At 72.2% G+C, this 12,907-nt stretch carries 13 protein-coding genes; 9 read left to right on the top strand and 4 right to left on the bottom strand.

Annotation, left to right across the window (positions count from 1 at the left end):
- Window positions 1-15 precede the first annotated feature (15 nt).
- The 3 genes from ACFFCA_RS12725 to ACFFCA_RS12735 are packed head-to-tail and all read right to left on the bottom strand — an operon-like array spanning window position 16 to window position 2,224.
- Window positions 16-858: a biotin-dependent carboxyltransferase family protein gene (locus tag ACFFCA_RS12725; RefSeq protein ID WP_375485337.1), complete on the bottom strand. Its 843-nt coding sequence runs from the start codon at window positions 856-858 to the stop codon at window positions 16-18.
- A complete protein-coding gene (locus tag ACFFCA_RS12730; RefSeq protein WP_375485339.1) occupies window positions 855-1,466 on the bottom strand; it encodes an allophanate hydrolase subunit 1 in 612 nt (203 codons plus the stop codon). Before ACFFCA_RS12730 ends, ACFFCA_RS12725 begins: the two co-directional genes overlap by 4 nt.
- Entirely contained in the window at window positions 1,463-2,224 is a 762-nt protein-coding gene (locus ACFFCA_RS12735) for a LamB/YcsF family protein (protein ID WP_375485341.1), read from the bottom strand. The genes ACFFCA_RS12730 and ACFFCA_RS12735 overlap by 4 nt, the downstream gene beginning before the upstream one ends.
- 131 nt (window positions 2,225-2,355) lie before the next feature.
- On the opposite strand from ACFFCA_RS12735, the gene efeU reads away from it, so the two are divergent.
- From efeU to ACFFCA_RS12780, 9 genes are all read left to right on the top strand, one after another.
- Window positions 2,356-3,942 carry an iron uptake transporter permease EfeU gene (gene efeU / locus ACFFCA_RS12740; RefSeq protein ID WP_375485343.1) on the top strand — a complete coding sequence of 529 codons (1,587 nt, stop codon included), beginning with the start codon at window positions 2,356-2,358 and terminating at the stop codon, window positions 3,940-3,942.
- Window positions 3,943-3,986: 44 nt separating this feature from the next.
- Window positions 3,987-5,186, top strand: coding sequence for an iron uptake system protein EfeO (gene efeO / locus ACFFCA_RS12745; RefSeq protein ID WP_375485345.1), 1,200 nt, complete (start codon window positions 3,987-3,989; stop codon window positions 5,184-5,186).
- Window positions 5,187-5,202: 16 nt separating this feature from the next.
- A complete protein-coding gene (gene efeB, locus ACFFCA_RS12750) occupies window positions 5,203-6,501 on the top strand; it encodes an iron uptake transporter deferrochelatase/peroxidase subunit (protein WP_375485347.1) in 1,299 nt (432 codons plus the stop codon).
- Window positions 6,502-6,519: 18 nt separating this feature from the next.
- A complete protein-coding gene (gene dxr, locus ACFFCA_RS12755) occupies window positions 6,520-7,713 on the top strand; it encodes a 1-deoxy-D-xylulose-5-phosphate reductoisomerase (protein ID WP_375485349.1) in 1,194 nt (397 codons plus the stop codon).
- Window positions 7,714-7,757: 44 nt separating this feature from the next.
- Window positions 7,758-9,113, top strand: coding sequence for an RIP metalloprotease (locus tag ACFFCA_RS12760; protein ID WP_375485351.1), 1,356 nt, complete (start codon window positions 7,758-7,760; stop codon window positions 9,111-9,113).
- Window positions 9,114-9,120: 7 nt separating this feature from the next.
- Window positions 9,121-10,275 (top strand): flavodoxin-dependent (E)-4-hydroxy-3-methylbut-2-enyl-diphosphate synthase, encoded by a 1,155-nt coding sequence (ispG, locus tag ACFFCA_RS12765; RefSeq protein ID WP_375485353.1) that lies wholly within the window; start codon window positions 9,121-9,123, stop codon window positions 10,273-10,275.
- A gap of 92 nt (window positions 10,276-10,367) precedes the next feature.
- Window positions 10,368-10,577, top strand: a complete 210-nt coding sequence (locus ACFFCA_RS12770) for a DUF3072 domain-containing protein (protein WP_375485355.1) — start codon at window positions 10,368-10,370, stop codon at window positions 10,575-10,577.
- 73 nt (window positions 10,578-10,650) lie between these two features.
- The gene (locus tag ACFFCA_RS12775; RefSeq protein WP_375485356.1) at window positions 10,651-11,523 is read left to right on the top strand and encodes a GNAT family N-acetyltransferase; all 873 of its coding nucleotides are present in this window, start codon (window positions 10,651-10,653) and stop codon (window positions 11,521-11,523) included.
- Window positions 11,524-11,657: 134 nt separating this feature from the next.
- Window positions 11,658-12,335, top strand: coding sequence for an HAD family hydrolase (locus tag ACFFCA_RS12780; RefSeq protein ID WP_375485358.1), 678 nt, complete (start codon window positions 11,658-11,660; stop codon window positions 12,333-12,335).
- 4 nt (window positions 12,336-12,339) lie between these two features.
- Here the strand turns inward: ACFFCA_RS12780 and ACFFCA_RS12785 are convergent, their stop codons facing one another.
- A complete protein-coding gene (locus tag ACFFCA_RS12785) occupies window positions 12,340-12,795 on the bottom strand; it encodes a DUF4439 domain-containing protein (protein ID WP_375485360.1) in 456 nt (151 codons plus the stop codon).
- Between the last annotated feature and the right edge of the window lie 112 nt (window positions 12,796-12,907).

The following is a 12,907-nucleotide window of genomic DNA, read 5'->3' on the forward strand; positions in this document are numbered from 1 at the left end:
GGCCGGGGGCGCTCATCATGGCAGCCGGACCAGCGTCACGGAATCGCCCGGACGCAGTTGGGCAGCGGCGTCCAGGTCGCGGGTGGCGACGACCGCGATCACCGGGTAGCCGCCGGTGACGGGCGCGTCGGGGCCGAACAGGATGGGGCGGCCGTCGGGCGGCACCTGCAGGGCACCGGGCAGGGTCGCCTCGCTGGGCAGCTCCCCGTCGGTGCGGCGCCGCAGCGGTGTCCCGTCGAGGCGCAGACCGACACGGTCGGAGTCCGCGCGGACCGTCCAGGTGGTGGTGAACAGCGCGTCGGTGTCGGCGAACCAGTCGTCCCGCGGCCCGGTGCGGACGTGCAGCGTTGCGGGGCCGGAGCTCGGCACGACGGCAGAGCTCGGCACGACGGCGCCGCTGACCGGCGCGGACCCCGCCGCCGTGGTCCCGAACGGCAGGCGGTCACCGGCACGCAGCGGCGACGGCCCGAGCCCGCTCAGAGTGTCGGTGCTGCGCGAGCCCAGCACGCCCGCGACGTCGATGCCGCCGCGCACGGCCAGATAGGTGCGCAGCCCGCGGCGGGGCACGCCGAGCCGCAGCACCGTCCCGGCGCGGACGCTGATCGCGACGCCGGTGTCGGGGCCGGGGCAGGCGGCGCCGGTGAGGGCGACCGTCGCGGCGTCAGCGAAACGGGCCGCCAACCCGCCGAGGGTGATCTCGAGGCCGGCGTATTCGTCGGGGTTGCCGACCAGGCGGTTGGCGCGCCGCAACGACCCGCGGTCGAACGCTCCCGCGCGCGGTACGGCGAGGGCGGCGTACCCCGGGCGGCCGAGGTCCTGCACCGTGGCGAGTGGGCCGGCCGCCAGGATCTCGATCACCGGTCGACGGCGCGGAAGCGCACCGGCGTACCCGGCGACAGCAGGGCCGGTGGTTCGCGTCCGAGGTCCCACAGCACCGCGTCGGTGCGCCCGAGCAGTCGCCAGCCGCCCGGCGACGCCCGGGGGTAGACGCCGCTGAACTCACCGGCGATGGCCACCGACCCGGCCGGCACCCGGGTGCGCGGCTCGCGCAGGCGGGGTACCTGCACCCGCTCGGGCAATCCACGGCAGTAAGCGAAGCCGGGCACGAAGCCGCAGAACGCGACGGTGTGCGCGGCCGAGATGTGCGCCCGGACCAGGCCGTCGGGGTCGAGGCCGACCTCGGCCGCGGTCGTCGCGAGGTCCGGCCCGTCGTAGACGACGTCGAGCACGACCTCCGCGCGGTCGGCGTGGGCCGCGGGCCCGACGACCAGCTCGAGCAGCCGGCGCCGCACCTCGCCCACGTCGACACCCGGGTCGAGGACGAGCAGGACGGTGCGCGCCGCGGGCACGACCTCGGTCACGCCCGCCAGTTGCCGCGCCGCACCGGCCAGCGCGAGGACACCCTCGGCGTCGTCGGGCTCGACGAGCAGCGCCGACTCGCCGTACGGCAGGACGCGCACCGTCACGGACCCGCGAACGGTGCGAGCGCGACGCCGGCGTCGGACAGCGCGGTGCGGACGGCCCGGGCCAGGTCGACCGCGCCCGGTGTGTCCCCGTGCAGGCACAGCGACGCGGGCGCCACCTCCACCGGCGCGCCGTCGAGTGCCGTCACGCGCCCGTCGACCGCGAGGCCGAGCGCACGCTCGACGACGGCGGGAACGTCCGTGAGCACCGCGCCGTCCGTACCGCGGGGCGCGAGCCGCCCGGTGGCGAGGTAGCCGCGGTCCGCGAACGCCTCCGCGACGAAGGGCACGCCGGCTGCGCCCGCCGCGTCGGCGAGCGCCGACCCGGGCAGTCCCAGCACCGGCAGGGTGTCGTCATAGGCGGCGACGGCCTCCACGACGGCTGCCGCCTGACCCGGGTCGTCGGCCGCCGTGTTGTAGAGCGCGCCGTGCGGCTTGACGTAGCGCACGCGTGACCCGCCGGCCACGGCGCAGGCGTCGAGCGCTCCGAGCTGGTAGAGCACGTCGGCCGAGAGCTCGTCCGCGGCGATGTCGAGGCGTCGACGGCCGAAGCCGGCCAGGTCGCGGTAGCCGACCTGCGCGCCGATGGCCACGCCGCGCCCGGCGGCGGCGGCGCAGACGCGGCGCATCGTGACCGGGTCGCCGGCGTGGAAGCCACAGGCGACGTTGGCGCTGGTGACGACGTCGAGCAGGGCCTCGTCGTCGCCGAGGCGCCACACGCCGAAGCCCTCGCCGAGGTCGGCGTTGAGGTCGATCGGCATCCGATCACGCTATCGGGGACGTCATGTTCCCGCGTCCGTCCCGGTCGGTTACCCTCGCTAAGGCGTGCCTAACCTAAGGGTGCGCCGGTCGAGTCCGACGCAAGCCCGCGACCCACCGGGAGGACGCCCACGTGCTGCCCACCTTCGTGATCGGCCTCCGTGAGGGGCTCGAGGCCGCGCTCATCGTCGGCATCATCGCCGCCTTCCTGCGCAAGCAGGGTCGCCTGGACCTGGTGCGCTGGGTCATGGGTGGCGTCGGGCTGGCGCTCGCCCTCTGCCTGGCCGGCGGCATCGCGCTGCAGGTCTACTCCCGCAACCTGCCGCAGAAGCAGCAGGAGGGCCTCGAGACGGTCATCGGGCTCGTCGCGGTCGGCATGGTCACCTACATGGTCGTCTGGATGCGCCGGAACTCGCGCAACCTCAAGGGCCAGCTCGAGGGCCTCGCGGCGCAGGCCATGGACGGCCGCTCCAACGCCGGGCGGGCCATGGTGCTCATGGCCTTCCTCGCCGTCATCCGCGAGGGCCTGGAGACAGTCGTCTTCCTGCTTGCCGCCTTCAACGAGGCCAGCAACCCGCGCAGCGCCGGCCTCGGCGTGGTGCTCGGCATCCTGGTCGCGGTCGTCCTGGGTTACGGCATCTACCGCGGTGGCGTGCGGATCAACCTGTCCAAGTTCTTCCGGGCCACCGGGTTCGTGCTGGTGCTCGTCGCCGCCGGCATCGTCGTCAATGCCCTGCACACCGCCCATGAGGCCGGCTGGCTCGACGCCGGGCAGGGCAGCACGGTCGACCTCAGCTGGCTCGTGCGGCCGGGCAGCGTGCAGGCCTCGCTGCTCACCGGCATGCTCGGCATCCAGGCCCACCCCGTGGTGGCCGAGATCGTGGGCTGGCTGGTGTACCTGATCCCGGTCGGCCTCTACGTCGTCTGGCCACCCGGGCGTCCCGCTCCGGCGCGGCTCGCCGCCAAGGTCGGTGCCGCCGTCGGCGTCGCGGCCGCCGTTGCCGCCGTCGTGCTCGCCCTCGTCACCCCGGCGCGGCCGACCGGCCGTCCGACCACCAGGGCCGGCGCCGTCTCCGCCTCGGTGCTCAGCCGCGGCGACAGCTCGGCGACGATCCGCACCCAGGCCCGCGACGCCGTCACCGGCAGCACCGGGGCGCTGACGCCGTACCAGCTCAGCTCGCAGGGCACCAGCCGTTACGCAGGCGTCAGCGCCGAGCGTTTCGTCACCTTCGTGCGGGGGTCCGGCGGCGCCGGCCGGCCGGCCGCGCTCCCGGCGGAACGGGTCGCCGCCCTGAACGGCGGGCGGTTGCCGCTGTCGGCCGTCCGCACGTCCTCCGGCGACATCGCCGTCATCTACCGCGACGCGGCGACACTCACCGTCTGGCTCGACTCGCGCACCGACCGCGTCCTCGACGTCCGGTGGACCGAGCGGGTCGTCGCCGCCGTGCGGACAGCCAGCGACACCGAGGCGCTGGCCCGTCCCGTCGCGTCCGCCACCGTCGCCCTGCCCGCCTCCGCGGTGAGCGCGGCGGCGACGCAGGCGCGCGCCGACCACGCGACGCTCGGCCACCGATCGGTGCTGCAGACCCTGGTCGGGTGGTGCACGGCGCTGGCCGTCGTCGCCCTGCTGCTCGCGCTCGGTTTCGCCCTGGCCGCCCGCCGCCGGGTCGCTGCGGAGGAGCCCACTGCCCGACCCCAGGCAGCCCTCGTCCGCAGTTAGGTTAGGCTGCCCTAAATCGTCCGTCCGATCCCCGGAGTTGCTTGATGCCCGCACCGCGCACCCGCACGGTTCCCGCCGTCCTCGCCTCGACCGTCGTCGCCGCCCTGGCCCTGACCGCCTGCGGCAGTTCGGGCAAGGGAACGGGCGGCGCCAAGGCCTCCGACGCCTCCTCGAGCACGACCACCGGCTCGCGCGTCGCCACCGTCACCGTCTCTGCGGCCAAGGGCTGCACGGCCGACGCCGCGCAGTACAAGGCGGGCGCGCTGACGTTCAAGGTGCGCAACACCGACGCCACCGCGGTCAGCGAGGTCGAGCTGCTCAGTGGTGAGCGCATCGTCGGTGAGAAGGAGAACCTGCCGCCCGGGTTCTCCGGCGAGTTCGCCGTCTCGGTCCCGGCCGGTACATACACGCTGTACTGCCCCGGCGGCACGCCCGAGAAGCGCCCCCTCAAGGTGGTCGGCAAATCGGCCGGCACCTCCAATGCCACCGTCGCGGCGCTGCTGAAGACCGCCAGCACGAACTACGCGAACTACGTCGACACCCAGATCGCCACGTTGGCCACGTCGGTGGCCACGTTCAACAAGACGCTGCACGGCACGGACCTGAAGGCCGCCCAGGTCGCGTACATGAAGGCCCGCCCGTACTACGAGAAGATCGAGCCGGTCGCCGAGTCCTTCGTCATCGGCAAGGACAGCATCGACGCCGACATCGACGTGCGCATCGCCGACACCACCTTCTCCAAGTGGCGCGGCTTCCACCGCATCGAGTACGGCCTGTTCAAGGCCAAGTCGCTGAAGGGCATGGGCGCGTTCGGCGACAAGCTGGTCGCCGACGTCGGCCGGCTCAAGAAGCTGACGACCGGCCTGACCTACAAGCCGACCGAGCTCGCCAACGGTGCCCAGGAGCTGCTGGACGAGGTGTCGTCGTCGAAGATCACCGGTGAGGAGGAGGCGTACTCGCAGATCGACCTCCTCGACTTCGCGAACAACGACGAGGGCGCCGAGCAGGCCTTCGCCCAGTTGCAGCCCGCGTTGACCAAGATCGACCCGGTGCTGACCAAGAGCATTCAGACGAACTTCACCGCGTTGGACAAGCTGGTCGACTCCTACCGCACCACGAGCAACCCGTCCGGTTACAAGCTCTACAACCAGCTGACGGCCAACGACAAGCGTCTGCTCGCGGCTGCGGTGAAGGCCGTGCAGGAGCCGCTGTCGACGGTCGCCAGCAAGGTCGCGAACGCCTGAGACGGGAACGGAACGGATGACGGACGACACCACGGGCACGGCCGACGGCGCGCAGGCGTCGTCGGCCGGGCACAGTCGGCGGCGCTTCCTCGGCGGGGCCCTCGGTGCCGCCGGCGTCGTCGTCGGCGGGGGAGCCGGGTTCGGCGTGGCTCGCGCCACCGGGCCCGACGACGGCAGCACGACGACCTCGAGACCGGCCGCCTCGGTGGTGCCGTTCTACGGCAGTCGTCAGGCCGGCATCGCCACGCCTGCGCAGGATCAGCTGGCGTTCGCCGCCTTCGACGTGACCGCCGTCGACCCGATGGCCCTGCAGGTGCTGCTCGGTTCGTGGGCGGCGGCCGCGTCGCAGATGACGAAGGGCCTGCCCGTCGGCGCCGTCGAGACCTCACCGGAGCGGCCACCGATCGACACCGGCGAGGCCACCGGTCTCAACGCCGCCAACCTCACCATCACGGTGGGCTTCGGGCCGTCGCTGTTCGACGACCGGTTCGGACTGGCCGAGCGGCGCCCCGCCGCCCTCGCGCCGATCCCGGCCCTGCCCGGCGACGCGCTGCAGAAGGAGCGCTCGGGCGGTGACCTGTGCGTGCAGGCGTGCGCGGACGACCCCACCGTCGCGTTCCACGTGATCCGGAACTTCGCCCGGCTGGCCCGAGGCACCGCGGTGATGCGCTGGTCGCAGCTCGGTTTCGGCCGCACGTCGTCCACGTCGCGCAAGCAGGAGACCGAGCGCAACCTGCTGGGTTTCAAGGACGGCACGAACAACATCAAGTCGGAGTACCCGTCGGAGATGGACAGCTACGTCTGGGTGGGCAACGAGGGCGACCAGGCGTGGATGAGGGGCGGCAGCTACCTCGTGGCAAGGCGCATCCGGATGCTGATCGAGTCGTGGGACACCGACTACCTGGCCGACCAGGAGCGGGTGTTCGGCCGGGTGAAGACCTCCGGTGCACCGCTCACCGGCCACAAGGAGTTCGACCCCGTCAATCTGCAGGCCACCCGCAACGGAAAGCCGGTCATCGACCAGAACGCGCACATCCGGCTGGCGTCGCCCGAGACCAACGACGGGCAGAAGATCCTGCGCCGGGGCTACTCCTACACGGACGGCATCGACAGTGACACCGGCCTGCTCGACGCCGGACTGTTCTTCATCGCCTACCAGAAGGACCCGCGGCGGCAGTTCGTCCCCATCCAGCGCAAGCTCGGCTCTAATGACCTGCTCAACGAATACATCCGGCACACCGGCAGCGCGCTGTTCGCCGTCCCGCCGGGGCTGCGCGGCCCGGGTGACTGGTGGGGCAAGTCCCTGTTCGCCTGAGGCTGGCAGGCTGAGGGCATGACCCGCGAGATCGTGCTGCTCGGCTCGACCGGTTCCATCGGCACCCAGACCGTCGACGTCGTCACCGCCGCGGCCCCCGACCGGTTCCGTGTGCGCGCGATCGCCGCCGGCGGCAGCAACGTGCAGCTGCTCGCCGAACAGGCCGCCCGGCTGCGGGTGCGCGAGGTCGGCATCGCGCAGGAGTCGGGGGTCGACGAGCTGCGCAAGCACCTCGAGGCCCTGTGGCCCGCCGACGCCCCCGCACCCACGATCCAGGCCGGGCCGCAGGCCACCGTCGAGCTGGCCGGAGCCGGCTGCGACACGGTGCTGAACGCGGTCGACGGCTCGCAGGGACTGCGCGCCACCATCGCGGCCCTCGAGGCCGGCACGACGGTGGCCCTGGCCAACAAGGAGTCCCTGATCGCCGGCGGCCCGATCGTCTCCCGGCTCGCCGCGCCCGGCCAGATCGTGCCCGTCGACTCCGAGCACTCCGCCCTCGCCCAGTGCCTGCGCTCCGGTTCCGCGGACGAGGTCGCCCGCCTGCTCGTCACCGCCAGCGGCGGCCCGTTCCGTGGGCGGGACCGAGGCGAGCTCGTCGACGTGACCCCGCAGCAGGCCCTCGCCCACCCCACCTGGGACATGGGTCGGCTCGTCACCACCAACTCGGCGACGCTCGTCAACAAGGGCCTGGAGATCATCGAGGCGCACCTGCTCTTCGGCGTGCCCTACGAGCGGATCGAGGCGGTCGTGCACCCGCAGTCGGTGATCCACTCGATGGTCGAGTTCGTCGACGGGTCGACCATCGCCCAGGCATCGCCGCCGGACATGCGCCTGCCCATCTCGCTGGCCCTGGGGTGGCCGGACCGCGTCGCCGGGGCGGCGCACCACGTCGACTGGACGCAGGCGCACACCTGGACGTTCGAGCCGCTCGACGACGCCGCGTTCCCCGCCGTCGCCCTGGCCAAGCGGGTCGGCCGCGAGGGTGGCTGCGCGCCGGCGGTCTACAACGCCGCCAACGAGCAGCTGGTCGATGCCTTCCACGACGGGCGCATCGGGTTCCTGCAGATCGTCGACACCATCGCCGACGTGGTCGAGGAATGGCTGAGCGAGCGGCGTCACGTGGCGGCGAATCAGGGGATTCCAGGTACCGTCGAGGAGGTCGAACAGGCCGAGGACTGGGCACGCGAGCGCGCGCGCACCCTCGCCGGGTAGCCGGGTAGCGGGAACCTGCCGGGGGAATTCGAGAAGAGGACGCGGTGCCGAGCTGGTTGCTCTACACGCTGGGTGTGCTGATCTTCGCCTTCGGGCTCCTGCTGTCGATCGCGCTGCACGAGATCGGGCACATGGTGCCGGCCAAGAAGTTCGGCGTGAAGGTCACCCAGTACATGGTCGGGTTCGGTCCGACGGTCTGGTCGCGCAAGAGGGGTGACACCGAGTACGGGATCAAGGGCATCCCGCTCGGCGGCTACATCCGGATGATCGGGATGGTGCCGCCCCGCGCCGACGGCTCGCGTTCGCGCTGGCCGCGTCGGATGGCGACCGCGGTCGAGGAGTTCCGCCAGGTGAGTCGCGCCGAGGTCGACGAGCAGGACGCGCACCGGCAGTTCTACCGGTTGACGCCCGGCAAGAAGATGATCGTGATGACCGGTGGCCCGGTGATGAACCTGGTCATCTACCTGGTGCTCACCCTTATCCTCCTGCTGACGCTGGGCTCGCCGACGACCACGTCGACGACGACGGTCGGGTCGATCGCCAAGTGCGTCGTCTCCGCGAACTCGACGGCCGCCAAGAACAACACGTGCCCGGCGGGTGCGCCGCGCACGCCGGCCGCCAAGACCCTGCAGGTGAACGACAAGCTCCTGGCCATCGACGGCCGCAAGGTCTCCTCGTGGGACGACGTGGCGCCCATCATCCAGGCCTCGGCGGGCAAACCGCTGCGGGTCGAGGTGGAGCGCAAGGGTCAGGACCGGACCGTCACCCTGACGCCGACCCGCAACACCTTCACTCCGACCGTCGGCAAGCCGGCGGTCACGGCCGGCTTCGTGGGCCTCTCGCCCTACGAGAGGTCCTACTTCGCGTCCGTCGGCATCACGGGCGTTCCCGGCAAGATCGGGAGTCAGCTCAAGCTGGGCCTCGACGCGCTGGGCCAGTACCCGAGCAAGCTGCACAGCCTGTACCAGACGGTCTTCGAGGGCAAGAAGCGTGACCCGGCCGGCGCGGTCGGTGTCGTGGGCATCGGGCGCATCTCGGGGGAGTTCGCCAGCGACCCGCACTTCACCCTGAAGTCGAAGATCTACACGCTGCTGGGGCTGCTCGCGAGCGTCAACCTGTTGCTGTTCCTGTTCAACCTGCTGCCGCTGCTGCCGCTGGACGGCGGCCATGTGGCGGGCGCGATCGTCGAGGCGATCAAGCGGGGACGGGCCCGGCTGCGCGCCCGCGGCCGTCCGGCGGCGGTCGGCGCCGACGGATCTCCGATCCCCAGGCCGGCCATCTTCGTCGACACCGCCCAGATGCTGCCCGTGATGTACGCGGTCGCCTCGGTGCTCGTCGTGTTGACGTTACTCACTCTCTACGCCGACATCGTGAAGCCGATTAACCTCACGGGTGGATGATGGAGTCATGAGCGTTTCGTTGGGCATGCCAGCCTCACCCCCGCCGGTGCTCGCGCCGCGTCGCGCATCGCGCAAGATCCAGGTCGGTTCCGTCGCCGTGGGCGGCGACGCGCCGGTGTCGGTGCAGTCCATGTGCACGACGCTGACGGCCGACATCAACTCCACGCTGCAGCAGATCGCCGAGCTGACGGCGTCCGGCTGCGACATCGTGCGGGTCGCGGTGCCGTCGCAGGACGACGCCGACGCCCTGCCGGCGATCGCGACCAAGTCCCAGATCGCGGTCATCGCCGACATCCACTTCCAGCCCAAGTACGTCTTCCAGGCCATCGACGCCGGGTGCGCCGCCGTCCGGGTCAACCCGGGCAACATCAAGGCGTTCGACGACAAGGTGGGCGAGATCGCCAGGGCCGCCGCCGACGCCGGCGTGTCGATCCGCATCGGCGTCAACGCCGGCTCGCTCGACAAGCGACTGCTGGCCAAGTACGGCAAGGCGACGCCGGAGGCGCTCGTCGAGTCGGCGATGAACGAGGCCGCGCTGTTCGAGGAGCACGGCTTCCGTGACTTCAAGATCTCGGTCAAGCACAACGACCCGGTGGTCATGGTGAAGGCCTACGAGCTGCTCGCGCAGGCCTGCGACTACCCGCTGCATCTCGGCGTCACCGAGGCGGGTCCTGCCTTCCAGGGCACCATCAAGTCCTCGGTGGCCTTCGGTGCCCTGCTCTCGCAGGGCATCGGCGACACCATCCGCGTGTCGTTGTCCGCTCCGCCCGTCGAGGAGGTCAAGGTCGGCCTGGCCATCCTGGAGTCGCTGAACCTGCGCCAGCGCCGGCTCGAGATCGTGTCGTGCCCCTCGTGCGGACGCGCCCAGGTCGACGTCTACACGCTGGCCGACAAGGTGACCGCCGGGCTTGAGGGCATCGAGGTCCCGCTGCGCGTCGCGGTCATGGGCTGCGTCGTCAACGGCCCGGGCGAGGCCCGCGAGGCCGACCTGGGCGTCGCCTCCGGCAACGGCAAGGGGCAGATCTTCGTCAAGGGCGAGGTCGTCAAGACCGTCCCCGAGTCGCAGATCGTCGAGACCCTGATCGAGGAGGCCCTGCGGATGGCCGAGGAGATGGGCGACGCCGGCGTCACCTCGGGGGAACCCACCGTCTCCATCGCCTGATCCGACGATCGCGACCTCCCGCGGTGCGTTAGCGGCAGCGCACACCGGGGCATACCCGTGTCGAACACACATTCGATACGAGAGGGGCCACCATGGCCACGCCAGACGACGTCACACCTCAGGCCGACAAGCCCACCGATGAGTGGGTCACCGGCGACGAGCCGATGACCGGCCCGCAGCACTCCTACCTGCAGACGCTCGCGCAGGAGGCCGGCGAGGACGTGCCGGAGGGTCTCACCAAGGCCGGGGCCAGCGAGATGATCGACAAGCTACAGCAGAGCACGGGTCGCGGCGCGAGCTGACCCGGGTCGCAGCGCACGGGTCGCGCAGTGGGACTACCGTTCGCCAGGTGATCACTGCCGGCCCGGTGCGGTCATGAGCACGCTGCTCGACCCTCCGGTCCGGCAGCGGCCCTGGCGTGTCGCCGAGCTCGGCGACGGCGACCGTGCGGACCTGCAGGCGCTGGTCGACCTCGACCCGGTCGTCAACGCCGTCGTCGCGGCCCGCCTGCACGCGTCCCCGTCGCTGTCGGCCCGGCGGTTCGGCGGCACCCTGCTCGGCGTGCGTGACCCCGGTGGGGTACTCGTCGCCGCAGCGTTCAACGGCGGCAACCTGCTGCCCATCGGGGGCAGCGCCGAGCACTGGCGGATGCTGGCCGAGTCGGTGGCCACCTATCCGCGGGTGTGCAGTTCGCTGGTCGGGCGCGCGGACGCCATCGCAACGATGTGGTCGGTGCTCGAGGCCGTCTGGGGTGCCCCACGCGCGGTGCGCCGGCGTCAGCCGCTGCTCTTCCTGGACCGCGCGGTCGCCGACCGACCGGCCGAGGTGGGTCTGCGGCGCGTCGAACGTGGGGAGCTCGACCGCTACCTCCCCGCCGCGGCAGCCATGTTCGCCGAGGAGCTCGGCGTCTCGCCGGCGGACGGCGGGTCCGGGCACTACCGCAACCGGATCGCCTCGCTGATCCGTGAGGGTCGCGCCTTCGCCGTGTTCGACCGCGGGCAGGTGGTCTTCAAGGCCGACTTCGGCGCCGTGTCGCCCTACACCTGTCAGGTCCAGGGCGTATGGACCCGCCCGGACCTGCGCGGACGCGGGCTGGGCACGGCGGCCATGGTGGGTGTCCTCGACCGGGGGCTCGAGGTCGCCTCGACGGTCAGTCTCTACGTCAACGACTTCAACACCGCCGCGCGGCGCATGTACGACCGGCTGGGCATGCGTGAGGTCGCTGTGCTGTCCACCGTGCTGCTGTAGGCACGGCTCGCGGCTGCTGTAGGCACGGCTCGCGGCTGCTGTAGGCACGGCTCGCGGCTGCTGTCGGCACGGCTCCCGCCCGAGCGCGACGCCCGCACTCGATACCCCTTGCCCGGTCCGGTTACGGTGCCCGCGTGGGCATCGCAGCAGTGATCTTCGACTGGGGCGGCACGCTGACCCCGTGGCACACCGTCGACCCGCGGGAGGCCTGGGCCGCCGCCGTCGGCGACGACGAGCTGGCGCAGCGCCTGGCGGCCGCCGAGACCGAGATCTGGCGCCGGTCGACCGACGACCACCGCAGCGGCACCCTGGCCGAGGTCTTCAGCCTGGCCGGTGCCGAGCTGTCCGACACCGCCGCGGCCGGCTTCAGCACGTGGTGGGAACCGCACACCTACACCGACCCGGACGTCCCGCCCCTGTTCGAGGCACTGCACGAGCGCGGGATCAGGATCGGCGTGCTGTCGAACACCATCTGGACACGCGCCGAGCACGAGCGCATCTTCGCCCGCGACGGCGTGCTGCCGCTCATCGACGGCGCGGTGTACTCCTCGGAGATCCCGTGGACCAAGCCGCACCCCGAGGCGTTCCGCGCCGCCCTGGCCACGGTGGACGTCGACGACCCGGGGGAGGCCGTCTTCGTCGGTGACCGGCTCTTCGACGACATCCACGGAGCCGCCTCGGCCGGGCTGCGGACGATCCACGTCCCGCACAGCACCATCCCCCAGGAGCAGCGGGGTCGTGTCGACGGCGAGCCCGACGCGGTGGTCACCCGGCTCGCCGACGTGCTGGCCGTCGTGGACGCCTGGCGCTGACCGCTCAGTCGATGCCCGGGAAGGCGACGGTCGGGAACGCGGCGTGCGCCTGCAGCCGCCAGCGGGTGGCGCGGACGGCGCACGCGGTGAGCGCCCGCTGTGCGCTCGCCCGATCCCGGGTCGACGACCCGGTCGCGGGTCCGGGCGCGGCGAGCTCGGCGTAGAGATAGCGCCACGCGGACGCGCAGGTGTGCTCGAGGTCGACGGCCCGCGTCCGGGCCGTGGCGAGGTCCGTGACCGGGTAGAGGTCCGGGTAGTCCGGCCGGGTGGCCAGGGGAACGCCGCGGGCGGCCTCGATCGTGGCCGTGAGTGCGTCGCGCAACTGCTCGTGCGCGGCGATGCAGCTGCGGGCCAGGGCCTGCCCGGCACTGTCGAGCCGCGGGCCGACCAGCGCGTAGCCGTACAGCGCCCGCAGCTCCGCAGCCAGCGCCGCCTGCCGCGCCTTCGTCGCTTCGCTCACGCCCTCACTCCGTTCGGCCGTGCGGAGACGCCCATGCCCCTGTTCGCTCCGCAAGCGTCGCTCACGCCCTCACTCCGTTCGGCCGTGCGGAGACGCCCATGCCCCTGTTCGC

Source organism: uncultured Jatrophihabitans sp., assembly GCF_964252635.1.
GTDB lineage: Bacteria > Actinomycetota > Actinomycetes > Mycobacteriales > Jatrophihabitantaceae > Jatrophihabitans.